16 protein-coding genes are annotated in these 16,585 nt (G+C 39.1%); 6 read left to right on the top strand and 10 right to left on the bottom strand.

What is annotated here, in order from left to right:
* Window positions 1–131: 131 nt before the first annotated feature.
* Complete coding sequence (locus B9T23_RS01625) at window positions 132–1,883, top strand: FAD-dependent monooxygenase (protein WP_086192710.1); 1,752 nt, start codon at window positions 132–134, stop codon at window positions 1,881–1,883.
* 16 nt (window positions 1,884–1,899) lie between these two features.
* On the opposite strand, the gene B9T23_RS01620 is transcribed toward B9T23_RS01625, so the two are convergent.
* The 4 genes from B9T23_RS01620 to B9T23_RS01605 form a co-directional block, all read right to left on the bottom strand.
* Complete coding sequence (locus tag B9T23_RS01620) at window positions 1,900–2,793, bottom strand: LysR substrate-binding domain-containing protein (protein WP_086192709.1); 894 nt, start codon at window positions 2,791–2,793, stop codon at window positions 1,900–1,902.
* Between the two features lie 87 nt (window positions 2,794–2,880).
* The gene (gene thiM / locus B9T23_RS01615) at window positions 2,881–3,702 is read right to left on the bottom strand and encodes a hydroxyethylthiazole kinase (protein ID WP_086192708.1); all 822 of its coding nucleotides are present in this window, start codon (window positions 3,700–3,702) and stop codon (window positions 2,881–2,883) included.
* A 72-nt stretch (window positions 3,703–3,774) separates the two neighbouring features.
* Window positions 3,775–4,938, bottom strand: coding sequence for a hypothetical protein (locus B9T23_RS01610; protein WP_086192707.1), 1,164 nt, complete (start codon window positions 4,936–4,938; stop codon window positions 3,775–3,777).
* 233 nt (window positions 4,939–5,171) lie between these two features.
* Entirely contained in the window at window positions 5,172–5,435 is a 264-nt protein-coding gene (locus tag B9T23_RS01605; RefSeq protein ID WP_086192706.1) for a hypothetical protein, read from the bottom strand.
* A 421-nt stretch (window positions 5,436–5,856) separates the two neighbouring features.
* On the opposite strand from B9T23_RS01605, the gene pepN reads away from it, so the two are divergent.
* Together pepN and B9T23_RS01595 are read left to right on the top strand one after the other, a co-directional pair.
* A complete protein-coding gene (pepN, locus tag B9T23_RS01600; protein WP_086192705.1) occupies window positions 5,857–8,463 on the top strand; it encodes an aminopeptidase N in 2,607 nt (868 codons plus the stop codon).
* Between the two features lie 298 nt (window positions 8,464–8,761).
* Window positions 8,762–8,974: a hypothetical protein gene (locus tag B9T23_RS01595; RefSeq protein WP_067726105.1), complete on the top strand. Its 213-nt coding sequence runs from the start codon at window positions 8,762–8,764 to the stop codon at window positions 8,972–8,974.
* A 369-nt stretch (window positions 8,975–9,343) separates the two neighbouring features.
* Here B9T23_RS01595 and B9T23_RS01590 read toward each other — a convergent pair whose 3' ends face one another.
* A complete protein-coding gene (locus B9T23_RS01590; RefSeq protein WP_086192704.1) occupies window positions 9,344–9,787 on the bottom strand; it encodes a universal stress protein in 444 nt (147 codons plus the stop codon).
* A 133-nt stretch (window positions 9,788–9,920) separates the two neighbouring features.
* Window positions 9,921–10,364 carry a universal stress protein gene (locus tag B9T23_RS01585; protein ID WP_067726109.1) on the bottom strand — a complete coding sequence of 148 codons (444 nt, stop codon included), beginning with the start codon at window positions 10,362–10,364 and terminating at the stop codon, window positions 9,921–9,923.
* A gap of 273 nt (window positions 10,365–10,637) precedes the next feature.
* On the opposite strand from B9T23_RS01585, the gene B9T23_RS01580 reads away from it, so the two are divergent.
* Together B9T23_RS01580 and B9T23_RS01575 are read left to right on the top strand one after the other, a co-directional pair.
* Window positions 10,638–11,642: an alpha/beta hydrolase gene (locus B9T23_RS01580; RefSeq protein ID WP_086192703.1), complete on the top strand. Its 1,005-nt coding sequence runs from the start codon at window positions 10,638–10,640 to the stop codon at window positions 11,640–11,642.
* Window positions 11,643–11,678: 36 nt separating this feature from the next.
* On the top strand, window positions 11,679–11,798 hold the full coding sequence (locus B9T23_RS01575; protein WP_143222494.1) for an SMR family transporter: 120 nt from the start codon (window positions 11,679–11,681) through the stop codon (window positions 11,796–11,798).
* An 81-nt stretch (window positions 11,799–11,879) separates the two neighbouring features.
* On the opposite strand, the gene B9T23_RS01570 is transcribed toward B9T23_RS01575, so the two are convergent.
* The 4 genes from B9T23_RS01570 to aceR all read right to left on the bottom strand — a co-directional run bounded on the left by B9T23_RS01570 (window position 11,880) and on the right by aceR (window position 15,896).
* The gene (locus B9T23_RS01570) at window positions 11,880–13,061 is read right to left on the bottom strand and encodes a benzoate/H(+) symporter BenE family transporter (RefSeq protein WP_086192702.1); all 1,182 of its coding nucleotides are present in this window, start codon (window positions 13,059–13,061) and stop codon (window positions 11,880–11,882) included.
* Between the two features lie 135 nt (window positions 13,062–13,196).
* Window positions 13,197–13,847, bottom strand: coding sequence for a leucine efflux protein LeuE (gene leuE / locus B9T23_RS01565; protein WP_086192701.1), 651 nt, complete (start codon window positions 13,845–13,847; stop codon window positions 13,197–13,199).
* A gap of 83 nt (window positions 13,848–13,930) precedes the next feature.
* Window positions 13,931–14,920 carry a transaldolase gene (gene tal, locus B9T23_RS01560; protein WP_067726117.1) on the bottom strand — a complete coding sequence of 330 codons (990 nt, stop codon included), beginning with the start codon at window positions 14,918–14,920 and terminating at the stop codon, window positions 13,931–13,933.
* An 85-nt stretch (window positions 14,921–15,005) separates the two neighbouring features.
* Window positions 15,006–15,896 (bottom strand): HTH-type transcriptional regulator AceR, encoded by an 891-nt coding sequence (gene aceR / locus B9T23_RS01555; RefSeq protein ID WP_086192700.1) that lies wholly within the window; start codon window positions 15,894–15,896, stop codon window positions 15,006–15,008.
* A gap of 84 nt (window positions 15,897–15,980) precedes the next feature.
* Here aceR and aceI point away from each other — a divergent pair, with 84 nt between their 5' ends.
* The gene (gene aceI / locus B9T23_RS01550) at window positions 15,981–16,403 is read left to right on the top strand and encodes a chlorhexidine efflux PACE transporter AceI (protein WP_086192699.1); all 423 of its coding nucleotides are present in this window, start codon (window positions 15,981–15,983) and stop codon (window positions 16,401–16,403) included.
* The last annotated feature ends 182 nt before the right edge of the window (window positions 16,404–16,585 follow it).

The following is a 16,585-nucleotide window of genomic DNA, read 5'->3' as shown; positions in this document are numbered from 1 at the left end:
AGCTCAGACTAATATCGCTATAGTTAGTTTTGATAGTTTTTAAATAATCTCGATATTTTCCTTATAGTTCATTAAAAGCAAATCTAATCATTTGGATATGCACATTTAAATGAATTGAATAAGGAAATATGATGTCAAATCAGCCTTTCGATACGGATGTTGTGGTGATTGGTACAGGTCCGGCAGGTGCAACGACAGCTTTGGCCTTGGCCACTTATGGTATTTCTGTACGTTTTTATACCCAGTTTAATGGCTTGGCAAATTCTCCACGTGCGCACATTACCAATCAGCGTGCGGTAGAAGTATTGCGTGAATTTGATTTAGAAGAAGAAGCTAAAAGTAGAGCTACTCCATGGCAACACATGGGGGAAAGCATGATCACCACCAGTTTGATTGGCGAAGAAATTGCCCGTATTCAAGCGTGGGGAACAGGAGATTTACGGCATGGCGATTATGTAAAGGGCAGTCCTTCGCCTTTATTCGATTTGGTGCAACCGGAAATGGAAGCACTGCTGGTTAAACATGCGGTCGCGCGTGGTGCTAATCTATTTTACAACACCGAATATCTAGATCATGAACAAGATGATGATGGCGTTACAGTCTGGTTTTTAGACCGCTTGGAAAATCGAAAGTATTCTGTACGTGCCAAGTATTTGGTGGGTATGGATGGTGCACGATCTAAAATCGTTGAAAAAATTGGTCTTCCGATTGAAGGTCATATGGCGCGTGCCGGTACGACCTATGTCCGTTTTAAAGCAGACTTACGCAAGTATGTGCAACATCGCCCAAGCATTTTGCATTGGATAGTCAATCCTGCCGCGGGCTTTGGTGAAATTGGCATGGGCTTGCTGCGTGCCATTTCTCCATGGAATGACTGGATTGCAGGTTGGGGCTTCGATATTGCTCAAGGTGAGCCGCAATATACCGAAGAACAGATCATTCAACGTATTCATACCTTCATTGGTACGGACGATGTTGATATTGAAGTGCAAAATGTATCGGCATGGTATGTGAATCAGGCTTTTGCCAAGCATTATTCAGTTGGTCGGGTTTTCTGCGGCGGGGATGCCGTACATCGTCATCCACCATCGAGTGGTTTAGGTTCAAATACCTGTATTCAAGATGCATTTAACTTGGCATGGAAACTGGCTTTTGTCATTAAAGATTGGGCGAAGGCAGAGTTATTAACTTCTTATAGTGATGAACGTGTTCCAGTTGGACAGCAAATTGTGGCACGTGCCAATCAATCTCGGATGGATTATAAGCACCTCAAAGATGTTTTTGGTTTTGACCAAGGTATAGCAACCACACAACAATTGTTAGGTCGATTGAATGCACCAACAGCAGACGCGGCTGAATTACGTCTTCAGTTGAATCATGCCTTAGACATTAAGAACTTTGAGTTCAATGCACAAGGTGTGGAGCTGAATCAGCGTTATCAGTCGCTTGCTGTGGTTTTAGATGATGAATGTGATGAACAATGGCAAGCTGATCCACAATTGTATTTACAGGCAACTTCTCGTCCTGGAGCGAAAATTCCACATTGCTGGTTAATTGATGCTAAAAATGGCCAGAAGGTTTCCACACTAGATATTGTTGGGAATGGAAAATTAACCTTGGTGACTGGTTTATCCGGAACTGCGTGGAAACAGGCAGCTGTTCAATTAGACCTGCTTTATTTGAATGTGGTGACCATCGGACAGGAAGTGAAAGATGTTTACGGTATCTGGCAAAAGACCTGTGAAATTGCTGAAGCAGGCATGTTGTTGGTTCGTCCGGATGGTTATGTGGCATGGCGCCATCAGGACGCATTGTATGATGATGCAGTCGCTTTGCAGAAATTAACGCATGTGCTAGAAAAAATGAATTATAAAATCGCTTAATTCAGCTTTTAAAAAGCTATTTTGAAAGTTGTTGTTGAACAGATTGCTGAATGATTTTTGCGGTAAATTGCAAAACTGGATTTTCAGCATCTGTTCGATAACTGGCATACAGCGGTAAAGTTGGCAAGTCTTGTTTTAGTTCAATTGACTGTACATTCGGGTTGAGCAATTGCCGTGCATATTCAGGAATAAAGCTCCATCCAAGTCCGATATTGATGAGATTGATATGCTGTAAGGCATTGGTGACTTGATATTTATACTGTAGTTTTAAATTTTCTTTTTGCGTGAACTCTTCAATTCGCTGGTAAAAAAATGGCGAAAAGAGCTGATCACAAACAATGAAGTCATCGTTTTGAATTTGTCTTAAGTCTTGAATCTTACGATTGGCAATATAGTTTTGATGGGCGACGAATAATAATTTTTCTTCAAACAGCATCGTACTGGTATACACCGGATCATCAATACACACGCGACTAAAAATTAAATCCAGTTCGGAATTTTTCAACGCTTGTACCTGTTCGCTACAGGATAAACTTCTAATTTTAAGATCGACTTGAGGAAATTGAGCACGAACCTGTTGAATCACTTGAGGGATGATAGTCATTTCTGCAACGTGCAATACGCCAATAAACAGCTGTTGCTGACCTTGATTGGAGATTTGACGTGCATGAGCGACTGCAAGTTCTGCGTATTTAATCGCTTCCAAGGCATATTTTAAAAAACCTTGACCTTCTGCAGTCAAAGCTATTTTTCGTGCACTACGGTCAATGAGTTTTACACCGACTTCTTCCTCTAAATCTTTAATTTGCTGGCTGAGGGAAGGTTGAACGGTACAGAGTTTTTGCGCAGCACGGGTAAAATTGAGTTCTTCAGCCAAAGCCACAAAGTAACGTAAATGTCTAAGTTCCATTGAGTATGTCCTGCTGAAAAATGGTTTTACGCTGCTGTTTAAAAACTAAAATCCATACGGAATCATTAATACGGATAAAATTATGTCTTAGATTTCAAGAATTTTGATATCAGCATATTGCTGTATTAAATCTGGATTTAAACTGTGGATGTAATCCATAAATGCCACATTAAACTGACCCATCATTTGTGCTTTTTCAAATGCCAGTTTTCCTGCAATGGCAAAATGTGTATGTGCAGCAATGGTGGCAATAGTCGGGGTGGTTACCGCACAGTAAGCAGCAATTAAAGCACCGAGCGCGCAGCCTGTTGCAGTGACTTTGGGTTGTAAATAAGAGCCACCATTGACCTGAATCACAGCATCAAGTTCTTTGCTTAAAATAAAATCTGATTCACCTGAAATCGCGATGCATTCAGCATGTGTTAACAATACTTTGGCTTGGTTATAGACATCGGCACTATCTAAGGTGCTATCAACACCTTTGGAGATCACCTGATTGCCTGCAAGGGTGCTAATTTCTGAAGCATTCCCGCGAATAACCGTTGGATTATATTGCAGTAATTCATCCACCATATCCGAGCGCCATTTTAAAACGGGACCATAGCCGACAGGGTCAAGCACCCAAGGGGTATTGGTACGCTGCGCCGTGTGTGCAGAAATTTGCATCGCCTGCATCTGTTCATTGGTCGGTGTACCCATGTTAATGCTAAGTGCAGCTGAAATAGTGGTAAAACTTTCGGCTTCAAATGGATTATCAATCATGGCCGGAGAAGCACCGGCAGCCAGCAAAACATTGGCTGCATAATTGGCTGCAACGCTATTGGTAATGCATTGCACCAAAGGCTGCTCCGTTTGCAGCTGAGTCCATGCTTCAACAATATGCTCGACCAATGTTGAAGTTTGATCCATAGGATTATTCCTTAAGTTATACATAGGATTGGAGAGACTAGACATCTTGATCACCGTTCATTGGGTGAAATCCTATTGGGTAAAATAGTGGTCTTGATGCTTACAGGTACGACAGCATAAGGTCACATAATTTTCAGCATCATAATCGACAGTCAGCTCATTGGAACCACAATACATACAGCGTTTTTGTGAATAGAAGCTTAAGCGTGGTTCAATCTTTTTCCAGATCCGCCAAATTGGCTGGAAAAAAATACTTTCATCATAGCCCAGAAAGCGGAAAAACAGGATTTCGCTCATTTTGCTAAACGGAATATTGTGAGGACGCGGCAGGGTGGAGGTTTCCCATTTTTCTGTCACGGCACGTTCACGATATTGCTGCAAGGTTTTCTTTAACAAGTTGGTGTTAATAAAGTTTTCATTACGTGCTTGTAGTGCTTTTTGTTGATGCAAATATTCCAGCGCAGTTTGCACCAGATAATAAATTTGCCCCACAGCCAATGAATCCATCAGGCGATAACAAAAGGTTTGAAAACTGTTGTTTCCCGCAATTTGTATGCCCCAAGTACGGCAATAGAACTGGGCAAACTGAATGATTTCCTGATACAGCGCTAGATAAAGTACATTTTTAACTTCATCGGCATTTTTAAAGGGCACGCCCATGGTTAAATTTTCATAAAACCAGTTGCGAAGTTGCTGGGTGACGCTAAAAAGACTCGGTTCAGAATAACCATCCAAACGCACATTGACATAGTAATGATGTGCCTCGGCGGCAAAATCTTTGGCTATGAGGATTTGTTCCTTAACCAGTTGCTTGACCAAATAATTTTGAAATAAATAATTCGGTGTAATTGAATGGTATTTAATACTTTCCCAATCAATATATTCATGATGCGTGGTATGTTCCTGAACCTGATTGTCCAGAATACTCAGTAGAAACAATTTATTCAGAAAGCTGATCTGGTCCAGTCGATATTCGACATTATCTTTATTTTTCGATTTGATTTTGCGTTGCTCTTGAAGACGCGTTTCGGTGAGCATTTTTTTTCGATTGACTAAACATTTGTCACAATGACAGTTGGTGCGTCCATCTTGAAAGACACGATGCTGACAGTGACTACATTCATGAAAATTAAGTGCTTGATCGTACTGTTCTGCTTCAATCCAGAACATGGATGCCTGACACAAAGGGCATGATGTACTTTCATCTAACTGTTTTTGCAGAATCTGAAGGAGCATGGAAAAAGTCAATCACAAGTCTGGTTAATCATTCAAACGATTATACACATCTCTTTTATTGTAACGTGATTGAATAGCGCTGAATGAACAATAAATGCAAGCAGGAAAATATAAGCGAACTTTGTGCTAGAAAAATAACCTAAGCATTTATTATTCATTTATGTGGAGATGGAAAAGTAAATCTTCCATCTCCACAAGAGCAGAGACTATCGAGGGGGATTTAAATTCTTTAATTAATAAGAGGCAGGGCAAGGTAATGACTCATCCTCCTCACCTAATTGCTTTGCATTGATTAAAGCCTGAACCTTTTTCGAGGGAATTTTTTTGCTGCCTAATGAATCGTAATTATTTAAAATTGCGCAAATATCGGGCGATTGCATTGGAATACCTTCACAGCTCATAAACATGGCAATCACTTTATGGTCGATTCCGGCAGCGTCGAGAGTTTGCATGGTCTTGATATTTTCCACACGGACAATATGGTCTCTTAAATACATGGGACACCTCTTCTAATTTTGATCTGATTTTATAGTGCGCTTTACACAAATATATACAAGCAAGAAACGTGCTCAAAATGTATTCATCTTGAAAATATCTGTCACTTTGAGTTATGCCAGTTTATAAGCCAGCTAAATCTTGCTCAAATAATATAAAGAGATATCAAAAGACAGTTATTTTCTATTTACATTACTGAAAGGTATTGGCGTTATGGCGCATCATTTTTAACTGCACGTATGATAAGTAAGCAACTAAAATATTAATTGTACCGATGTTCAGACAACGAATTGAAAATTGTGAGCAATGTGCCCATATATAACTCAAATCAATCGCACAGACAGATTGTGAAAGTTGTCGTATGATCGAAGCACTCACAAAAAACAAAGTCTTGGCTTAAGAACTACAGGATTAGGACATTATATGAATATCGCGGCAAACCCAGTGGTTGAAGCAGACCAAACTGTTTATTTGAAAGACTACGAAAAACCCTCTTTTTTGGTTGATTCAATCAACTTGGATATTCAAGTTCATACAGATCGTACCGATGTAAACGCAACATTGGTAATGAAGCGCCAGACATCAGGCGATTTGGTGCTGTTGGGTCGTGACCTGGAATTAAAATCAATTACTTTAAACGGCAAGCAATTGACCGAAGCAGACTACACACTGGATGCTGAACAACTGGTGATTGCTAATGCACCAGATCAAGTCATTCTTGAGACTGCAGTGGTGATTCATCCTGAAAGCAATACCCAGCTTGAAGGTTTATATCAGGCGGGTGACGATTTATTTGTCACTCAAAACGAGCCTGAAGGTTTCCGCAAAATCACGTTCTATCCCGATCGCCCGGATGTCCTGTCTGTATTTACCACACGTGTAGAAGCGGATAAAAAATTTCCTGTACTTTTGGCTAATGGTAACTTAATGGAAGCCGGTGAAGCCGGAGAAGGTCGTCACTATACCATTTGGGAAGATCCAACCAAGAAACCAAGTTATTTGTTTGCCTGCGTGATTGGAGATTTGGCGGTTCTGAAAGATTCTTATGTGACTTCCGAAGGTCGTAATGTTTCTTTAGAAATTTATGCAGTAGAAAAAGATATTCCAAAATGTTACATTGCCATGGAAGCCCTGAAATATTCTATGCAATGGGATGAAGAGCATTATGGTCGTCCTTACGATTTAGACAACTATATGATTGTGGCAACCAGTGCATTTAATATGGGTGCCATGGAAAATAAAGGCTTAAATATCTTTAATACTTCATGTGTGTTGGCAGATGAAGAATTCACCACTGATGCTGCAATCATGCGCGTGCAATCGGTGATTGCGCATGAATACTTCCATAACTGGACCGGTAACCGGATTACTTGCCGTGACTGGTTCCAACTGTGCTTGAAAGAAGGTTTGACGGTATTCCGTGATCAGTCTTTCTCTGAAGATTTACAGTCCGCTGCCGTACAACGTATTGATGATGTTGCAGTATTAAAAGCGCATCAATTCCCTGAAGATTCAGGTCCGTTGTCGCATCCGCCACGTCCAGACCACTTTGTCGAAATTAATAACTTCTATACTGCAACGGTGTATGAAAAAGGTGCGGAAATTAACCGCATGATGGCAACCTTGCTTGGTAAAGAAAAATTCCGTCAAGGCACGGACGAATACTTCCGCCGTCATGATGGTCAGGCAGTGACAGTTGAAGATTGGGTTTCAGCACTGACTGCAGGTTCTGGTGTTGATCTATTAGCATTCCTGATTTGGTACAACCAACCAGGCACACCAAAACTGGAAGCCAAAGGTGAGTACGATGCTGCGACTCAAACCTATCGTTTAAGTTTGAAACAATCGTTAAAAGATCACCATAAATATCCAAACCTAAAAGCTGTACCGATTCCAGTGGCTTTGGCACTGTTTAATGCAGAAACAGGTGAGCAATATACCTTGCAGTCTGAAGCACTATTTGAAAATGGTGTTAAAGATGGCGTGTATTTATTTGATCAAAATGAGGCAACCATTGAATTTACCGGCGTAACCGCAAAACCTGTGGTGTCATTGCTGCGTAACTTCTCTGCACCGGTCAATCTGGATTTTAACTATTCAGATGAAGAACTGGCTTTCTTGATGCAACATGAAACCAACGGGTTCAACCAATGGCAGGCCACCCAAACTTTGCTGGAACGTATTTTATTGGAAGGTCATGATGCTGATATTTATATCCAAGCCATGAAAAATACTCTGCCTGAAGTTATTGAAAAAGATCCACTGTTGGCATCACGCTTGTTTGATGTACCGACAGAAGGCTATTTGGGTAGCCGTATCGACAGTGAATATCGTCCTGAAGTGATTCAAGAACAGCGTAATGCTTTGCTAGACACATTGGCACGTGAATTGGGTGCCTTCTGCAAAGAGACTTACCTGGAATTAGATCCAGATATGCAAAATGAATTCTCTCAAGCGATGGGTGTTCGTGCACTTAGAAACATCATGCTCAGTATGATTGCACGTCAGGGGGATACTTTTGCCTTTGATCTGGCTTATGAGCAGTATCACACAGGCAACATGTCGGAACGTTTGGGTGCGCTTAAAGTCTTGGTTTGGAATGATGCACCACAAGCCAAAGAAGCTTTGGCGGACTTCTATAGCCGCTTTGAAGATGAAGCTTTGTCTTTAGATCAATGGTTTATGGTTCAGGCGGCGCATCCGAAAGCAAATGCAGAAACCATCAAATACTTAACTTCTCACCCTGATTATGATTTGGGTACACCAAACCGTATTCGTTCAGTGAGTGGTGGTTTAAATGCCAATCCAGTCAATACCTGGAGTTTTGGTGTTCAACACTTTATTGATCTGGCCAAATATCTGGATGAGAAAAACCCGATTGTCGGTTCGCGTTTACTGCAAGTGCTTTCTCGCTGGTACACCTTGGCAGAGCCACAACGTACAGAAGTCAAAACTGCACTGGAAGCTTTAAAACCACAAGTGAAATCTAAAAACGTTTCAGAAACTTTAAATAGTATGCTTAGTATCTAACCGAGTATTCATTAAATGACTAAAAAAGCCTTTTCTTGATTAAAACCGAGAAAAGGCTTTTTATTTTTAGAATGCAATTTAACGGAAGAATAAATGATCTAGTGTTTAGAATAACTAAATTAAAAGATAAAGTGATAAGACATATTTTCTATTGATTGATCATTTTAAAAGTGTCGATTAAATCACATTAATGGCGTAAAATCCTAATATTGAAGCTCATATAAAATGGGCTTTGTTTATTTAGCAGACTTTCATTGGATTAAGCCTGTCGTTTTATTAAGTGGACTGGAGGTTGGTTTTGTTAGTTAAAATTGAAGATGGTTTTTATTTAAACTCCCAACATATTATTGCTATTCGAGTTTCAAAAAGTACCAGTGATGGACATTTTGTTGTCGTGATTGAATATACGCCGAATAATATTCAGGCGATGGGAACGTACCAAAAAACTTTTGACAACAAAATTGAAGCAGAACTTTATCTACAGACTTTGCATCAGTACATTTCCAAATAAATTCTATATCCCTTATTTAAGTGTTGTCGTAAATAGGTTGAAAATTTTTAAATCGGCAGGTTTAGAGATACAAAGCTAAATAAAAGGCTTACTGATCGTTATGGGTGAGTTGATTATTTTATAGTTAGACACCTACATAGAAAATGTATAAGGGAAGACTATGATTAAAACAATATTTACGTTAACCATCAGCTTAAGCATGTTAATGGGTTTATCAGCATGTCAAAAGAATGATGCTGATCATGATGGAGATAAAAAAGTTGCTCCACATGCCTTGGATAAAGCCAGTTAGATCTATGGATTTAAAAGATAGACGCTTTTATTTGTGATCAAATAAAAAGTCCCTAAATTTAGGGACTTTTTTGATGGTTAAACTTTTACAATCAATACAGGTATTGGCGATTGGGTGAGTACGGCTTGCGCCACACTTCCTAACATCAATTTTTTGAATCCTGTGCGGCCATGCGAGCCCATAATAATTAAATCAGCACCGACTTCATCAGCCACATGAATGATTCCTTCAGCAGGCGATACACCTCGAATAATTTTGGTATCCACATCAATGCTATCTCGAATGAATGATTGCTTGATCTCGGCCAAGCGCAACTGCGCATTCTTTTCAGCTTGTATAAAATAATCTGTAATTGCAGGCGCAACTTTATAAAAGTCCACACCCACAAATGGATCTACAGCAATCACACTGGTAATCGTGACTTGGCAATGGAGTTCTTTGGCTAAGGATAATGCTTGTTCAACAGCTGCATAAGAAATAGGAGATTCATCTACTGGAACTAAAATATGTTTATACGTCATGAAATTATCCTTATGAATATAGCTGAATTGGAAAGATTTTTTAATTGTAATCGTCAGTCATTATGACAAATGAGAGGATCATGAAAAGACCCGAATAAACCCCACATCAACTGCAGGGTTTATTGATCAATAGTTATTCTTTAACAATTAAAACAGGAAGTTTTGTGCCTTTTAAAACATCTTGAGCAAAGCTGCCCAACAAGAACTTTTGGAAACCTTTACGACCATGTGAACCCATAACAATCAGATCAATTTTTAATTTTTCTGCAGTTTCAATAATGCCTTCTTCCGAGACATTACCTTTCACGATTTGAGTGTTGGCAGTAATACCATTTTCGCTGGCAATCGCTTGAGCCTGTTTCAATGCTTTTTCAGCATTAGCATACGCTTGGACGAAATATTCTTTCATAATGGGAGATGGGTAGTAAAAGTCTGCTTCAGAAAAAGGGTCTTCAGTGACTAAACTGATTAATGTTAATTGACCACCAAAAGCTTGGGCGATCTGAGCCGCATTTTTAACTGCAGATAATGAAATGTCAGAACCGTCAACTGGGACTAAAATATTTTGATAAGACATAAGACTTGTTCCTTGGTGTTTATTATGTGGCTATTAATTAATAGATAGCACATTGTCTTTGAATGATCAATTTAGTCTGTGAAAAATGATTTAAAATTCATTAAATTATATAAAAATCATGGATATAAATGTGTTCTGTTTTGCATTTAAATCTGAGTTAAAAACTCAACATTTGCATAAGTATTTCTAAATGTTTAAACAGGGATTAAAATGCCCAAAAATATGACCGTCTCCAACAAATTGCAGGCGAAATAAGTTCAATAAGGGAAGCCTGTGTATTCAAAATTTTTCGGTTTAAGTCTGTGTTTAATTGCTGCCCTACACAGTAGCGGTTGTCAGAATACACAAAGTAATACCAAGGTGATTGCGAGTGTTTTTAATGCTTCCACCAATGTGCAAAAAAAGATGATTGATAAATATGCACCGCAAGAGATTCTGGTGCAGAAAAATATAATGTATATGCAGGAAGCGTCATTAACTTTGGATGTGTATCAGCCCAAAAATGTGATGCAACTTGAGCCACGTCCGACCGTAGTCTGGGTTCATGGTGGTGGATGGGTTTCAGGTTCTAAAGAACACGCGCGAGGTTACTTTAAACTCTTGGCTGATCAGGGTTATAACGTGGTTTCAGTGCAATACCAATTTGCCCCAAAAGCGATTTATCCTAATCAGCTGCTACAAATTAATCAGGCATTAAAATTTATAACCGAACATGCGCAGAACTATCATATTAATGCCAATCAAATGTATTTGGCGGGTGATTCTGCAGGTGCGAATTTAGTCAGTCATTATGCAGCTTTAATCAGTAATCCGGATTTTGCGCAGCAGTCAGGTATTACGCCGTTGATTCAACGCGACCAGATTAAAGGCTTGATTTTACATTGCGGTATTTATGATATGAATGCTTTTATTAATACTGCACCCAATGAGCTGAAATTAATCGAATGGGGCGTATTTAACTTGGTTCAAGCTTATACAGGCAATAAAAAAGACGATGCGGAATTTTTAAAAAGTATTTCCCCAATTCAATATTTAACAGCGAATTATCCACCGGTATTTATTAGTGGTGGAAATAAAGACTTTTTAACCAGAACCCAATCGGTTCCTTTTGTACAAGCCTTGATGAACCAGAAAATACCCGTGACCGACGTATTTTATCCAGACTCCAAAGAGTTTTTAGTACATGAATATCAATTCATGATGAGTAAAAAGGCAAGTCAGCATACATTTCAACAAACCATTCAATTTATTCAAAAATATAGTCCTGCATTTTTTTAGAAAGTGCTTGATGTCATTTTATATTTGAAAGATTGAATACATACTTTTTGGGTTAAATCTGAAGGTCTTACTCAATTGGGTCCAAGCCTTTTGGTTTTCGTCTTTTATATCATTTCTTTTTATTTATTATCTCAAGGGATTAAGATCATTCCTTAGGGAAAATAAAAATAGATGAAATATGCTTATATCCCAAGCTAGGGATATAAGGAGTAAAAACCTAAATAGTAAAAACCTAAGTTATTTGAATGATGGTTGTGTTCTAAACTTCAAAATGATAGACACTGCAAAACCAAATAATAATCCCCAAAATGCTGAACCAATCCCGAAAAACTGTATTCCTGAAGCACTGAACAAGAAGGTCATTAAAGCAGCTTCTCGTTCACTGACATCTTGAAAGGCGATGGCGATGTTATGACTGATGGTGCCAAATAAAGCAATTCCTGCAAGGGCCACAATAAAAATAGGCGGAAATGACATCAGTAAACTGGTTAAGGTTGCCGCGAAAATACCCATTACAATATAAAAAAAGCCACAGCTCATTCCTGCAATATAACGTTTTTGAGGATCGGGATGCACTTGATCATCTAAACTGACTGCAGCACTAATAGCCGCAATATTGACGCTGTAGCAACCAAAAGGGGCAAGCAATGTTTGAGCAATCCCAGTCCAGCCAATAAGCTGATTCACATGCGGTTGATAGCCATAGCTTTTGATCATGGCAATTCCGGGTAAATATTGAGATGCCATATTAATCACAAATAAAGGCAGGGCTAAACCTAAAATAGCCGACCAGGTAAATTCAGGCGTGATCCATACAGGCTTCGCTACGCTCCATTGTAAAACTGGAGTATGAAACTCCATAAACATTGGACAAAGGGCCAGTCCAGCGATCACCGTAATTACGATGCTATAACGTGGTGACAGTCGTTTAGATAAAATGTAAATGGCTAAAAGTGAAAGAATAAACTCCCAATCATTTTGCATACTGGCAAAAAGTGCGATGCCAAATTTGAGTAATACACCAGCAAGCATGGCACTGGTCAAGCTTTGTGGAATATAGGACAAAACTTTCTGAAAGATACCTGAAAAACCTAAAATAGCGGTGAGTAGCCCACTAATGAAAAATGCCCCAATGGCTTCGTATAAGCTATAGCCGCTACCCGTCGCTAAAATGAGTGCCAGCCCAGCAGTAGACCAAGACGTCGCAACGGGATATTTAAACTTCCACGATAAAACTAAACCCGATATCCCAATCCCCAAACCTAAGGCCCAAAACCAGGAGGTGATTTGCTCTGGAGTAGCCCCCAATATTTGTGCAGCTTGAATGACTAAAACCGCAGAAACACTAATACCAATCAGAAAGGTAATGAAACCTGCAAATACAGCAGGGACAGAAAAGTCTTGGAGAAGTTTTTGCATAAATCCTTTGCGGTGATCATTTTATAATGGTGGAAAAGCGTAATAATCATACGCCTTTCATTTTTAAGCGCAAAGGCATAATTGAAATAATAAATAGCGTTGTTATGGATTTAATTATTTAACATGACTCGAAATTTACAAAGTCGTTGTCGCAAGCTTAAGCCCGAAACCGCAAAACAAAATTCCAACAGCAGCAACACAGGATGCAGTCATTTTATAACGGTGAGTAAAATATGTCGCGAGTTTTGCACCTGAAAAAATCAGTACAGTTAAATAACTCATACTAATGATCTGTAATACCAGCGTAAGCGCAGCAAAGGTAATTGCAGGATAGGGGTAAGCCGGATCTACAAATTGTACGAAGAAGGATAAATAAAACAGAATCGCTTTAGGATTTAAAATGCTAATGGTTAACGCGGTTTTAAAGGGATGGAGTTGCTCAATATTTTTTTCAACTGTAGCGATTTCTTTCTGTGAGTGTGCGGAATTCCATGTGTGATAAGCCGCAATGAGCAATTTTATTCCTAAATAGCTCAGATAAAATGCACCAATAATTTTCAGTAAGGTAAATAACCAAGGAAAAGCATGCAGTAATGAAGCAGCACCCAGGGCTGTGAGTAAAATTAAAACAATGTCACCGGTATAAACACCGAATGCACTTTTATAACCGGCTTTAATGCCAAAACGTGAAGCGATGGACATCACGTATAAAGAATTGGGTCCCGGCAATAACACAATTAAGGTTGTACCAATAATATAGGTGGTAAGATCGGTGATGCCGAACACAATAAATACACTCTCAAACAATCAAAAAAGCCGACTTGTTCACTATAACAAAATCGGATTTTTGATGGTGCAATATTGCTATTTTAAGCTTGTATTTCAGCATCTAAGCCAAAAGATTGGCGAAGTAATGTACTTAATTGTTCGCGGGCCTTAATAAAGCCATCGATCCCGCTCTGTAAAAGTTGCGAAGACATCAAGTCATGTTCAATTTGCTCTTTAAACGTTTCCTTAGTTAACGGTGTAACCATACGCTGGCAATGGGCTTGTGCATGATTGGTTGAAAGCTGGGCAACCACTTCACGTTGATCTTGTTCAAGCTCTGCCAAAAGGTTTGGCGAAACTGTAAGTAGGTCACAGCCAGCCAATCCTAGGACTTGGTCAATACTACGGAAGCTTGCACCCATAATTTCCGTTTTAATACAGTGTTGTTTGTAGAAATGGTAAATTTGCTTCACTGAAAGTACACCCGGATCTTTATCAATCGGGTAGTGATCTACATTTTCAGCTTTCTTGTACCAATCTAAAATACGACCGACAAATGGTGAGATCAGGGTCACATTGGCATCAGCACAGGCTTGAGCCTGATGCAAACCAAACAATAGAGTCAGATTACAGTGAATACCTTCCGCTTCTAATGCTTTTGCTGCCTGAATGCCTTCCCATGTTGAAGCGATTTTAATCAGGATACGATTTTGATCGATACCATAATTTTTATACAAAGCCAGTAATTCTTTGGCTTTGGCAATCGTGGCATCGGTATCATAAGAAAGGGCAGCATCGACTTCAGTCGAAACACGACCTTCGATCAATTTTAAAATTTCAACGCCAAATTTAACCGTCAGAATGTCAATGGTACGTTCAACTAAAAGATCACCGCTATAACCTTCAGACTTGGCTTGTTCAAATGCATCTTCAATCAGTTGCTTATTTTCAGGCAGATTTGCGGCAGCGGTAATCAGTGATGGGTTGGTTGTTGCATCCAAGGGACGGAATTTTTCAATAGCGGAAAGGTCGCTACTGTCGGCAACAATCGTAGTGAGGCTTTTTAATTGGTTTAAGGCTGATTGAGTCATTGGTCTAGTTCTTAAAGTTATTTCCCTATATTTGTTATATCACAATCTGCTTTTAACCCAAGTAAAAAGCATGTATAAGGCCTGTCTATTTTGTGTTTTTCCGCGAATTTCGGATGTGATTAATCAAAAAACGAGCAGCTGCCCCCAGTTGACTTTCACGACTCCAGACCAAATCGACAAAATATTCAAATTTAGGACTGAAATCTAAAAAGTTAAGAATTTTAAGTTGCTGCTTAATATGTGGATTTTGATTTAACATTTCCAAAGGTAAAACCCCCCAACCCAAACCTTCGATAATCATGGAACAGGCAGAATGATTGTTGTCCGTGCGCCAATATTTTTTTGAAAATAACAATTCAGGCTTAATAGTGCGGTCACGACTGGCCACCACAATTTGCCGACTTTGCAAAATTTGCTCATAGCTGACTTGTTCAAATGCAGCTATAGGGGAATTAATTGCGGCTACTGGCACCAAGGCTTCACGTTTAAGTTCGACAAACTGTTCACGACTTTCCAATTGTTCCCGTTCAAACATCAATGCCAATTGAGCCGTCTGATTGAGCAGCATCTTTAAAGCATCTTCTTGCGGTGCTGAAAAAATATTGATTTGCAGTTCCGGGAATTGCTTTTCGATCAGTGAAATATAGTCGGTCCAGTGAGTGTGTAACAGCTCGGAGACCACCACAATGTTCAAACTCGATTCCAAGCCTTCACTTAAAGCAAAAGCGTGCTGTTTCCACTGATTGATTTCGATTAAGAGTTGTTCGGTTTTTTCATATAAGGTGAGTGCTTGTGGGGTTGGAACAGGCTCACGTCCCACACGTTGGAATAGTGATAAATTCAGATCTATTTCTAAATTGGCAATCGACATACTGACCGCAGACGGGACTTTCCCCAGCTTTCTCGCGGCAGCAGAAAATGAACCGGTTTCAATCACAGTTTTAAAAATAATCAGTTGTTCTTGGTTAATATTCATCTATCAAAACTTTTGAAAGAATCTAATTCGATTAATCAATAATATCAAAATAAAATGCCTTCACCTAAATTAATGAGTATTAAAATGTTGATTTCCAAAAGAAGGATTGTCCATGCGCTGAGTTATGAGATCATCCTGTTGGTCATCATTGCGATTGCCTTGAGCTTTATTTTTGATATGCCGATGGAAGTGACTGGCATACTCGGTATTGTGATGGCGGTAACTTCAGTATTCTGGAATATGACCTTTAACCATTTCTTTGAAAAGTTTGAAGCCAAGCGGCATTTAAAAAGAACGGTGGGTGTGCGTATTCTGCATGCGATCGGTTTTGAAGGTGGCCTGATGTTAGCCACTATTCCAATGGTTGCCTATGCTATGGAAATGAGTATTTGGCAGGCCATTCTGCTCGATTTCAGTATGACCATGTGTATTTTGGTGTATACCTTTATTTTTCAGTGGTGTTATGACCATATCGAAATGCAATTGGGTGTACGTGTGAATGCCTGATGATCGAAAAATTAAAATTTAAATGATTAAAAATTAATCAAACCTAGTTAAAGCTATTATAAAAATAATGTGAATGGTTAATTAGTAATGATTGAGGACTTGATTGAGTCCTCAATCATTGTGCTGGTTCAAACTACAAAAACAAGTTATAAGAAATTGATTTTTAATTTATTTTTATTTTG

Source organism: Acinetobacter terrae (assembly GCF_002135195.1).
GTDB classification, from domain to species: domain Bacteria; phylum Pseudomonadota; class Gammaproteobacteria; order Pseudomonadales; family Moraxellaceae; genus Acinetobacter; species Acinetobacter terrae.
The sequence above is the reverse complement of the archived record's forward strand: the minus strand, read 5'-3'. Positions and strand labels throughout refer to the sequence as shown.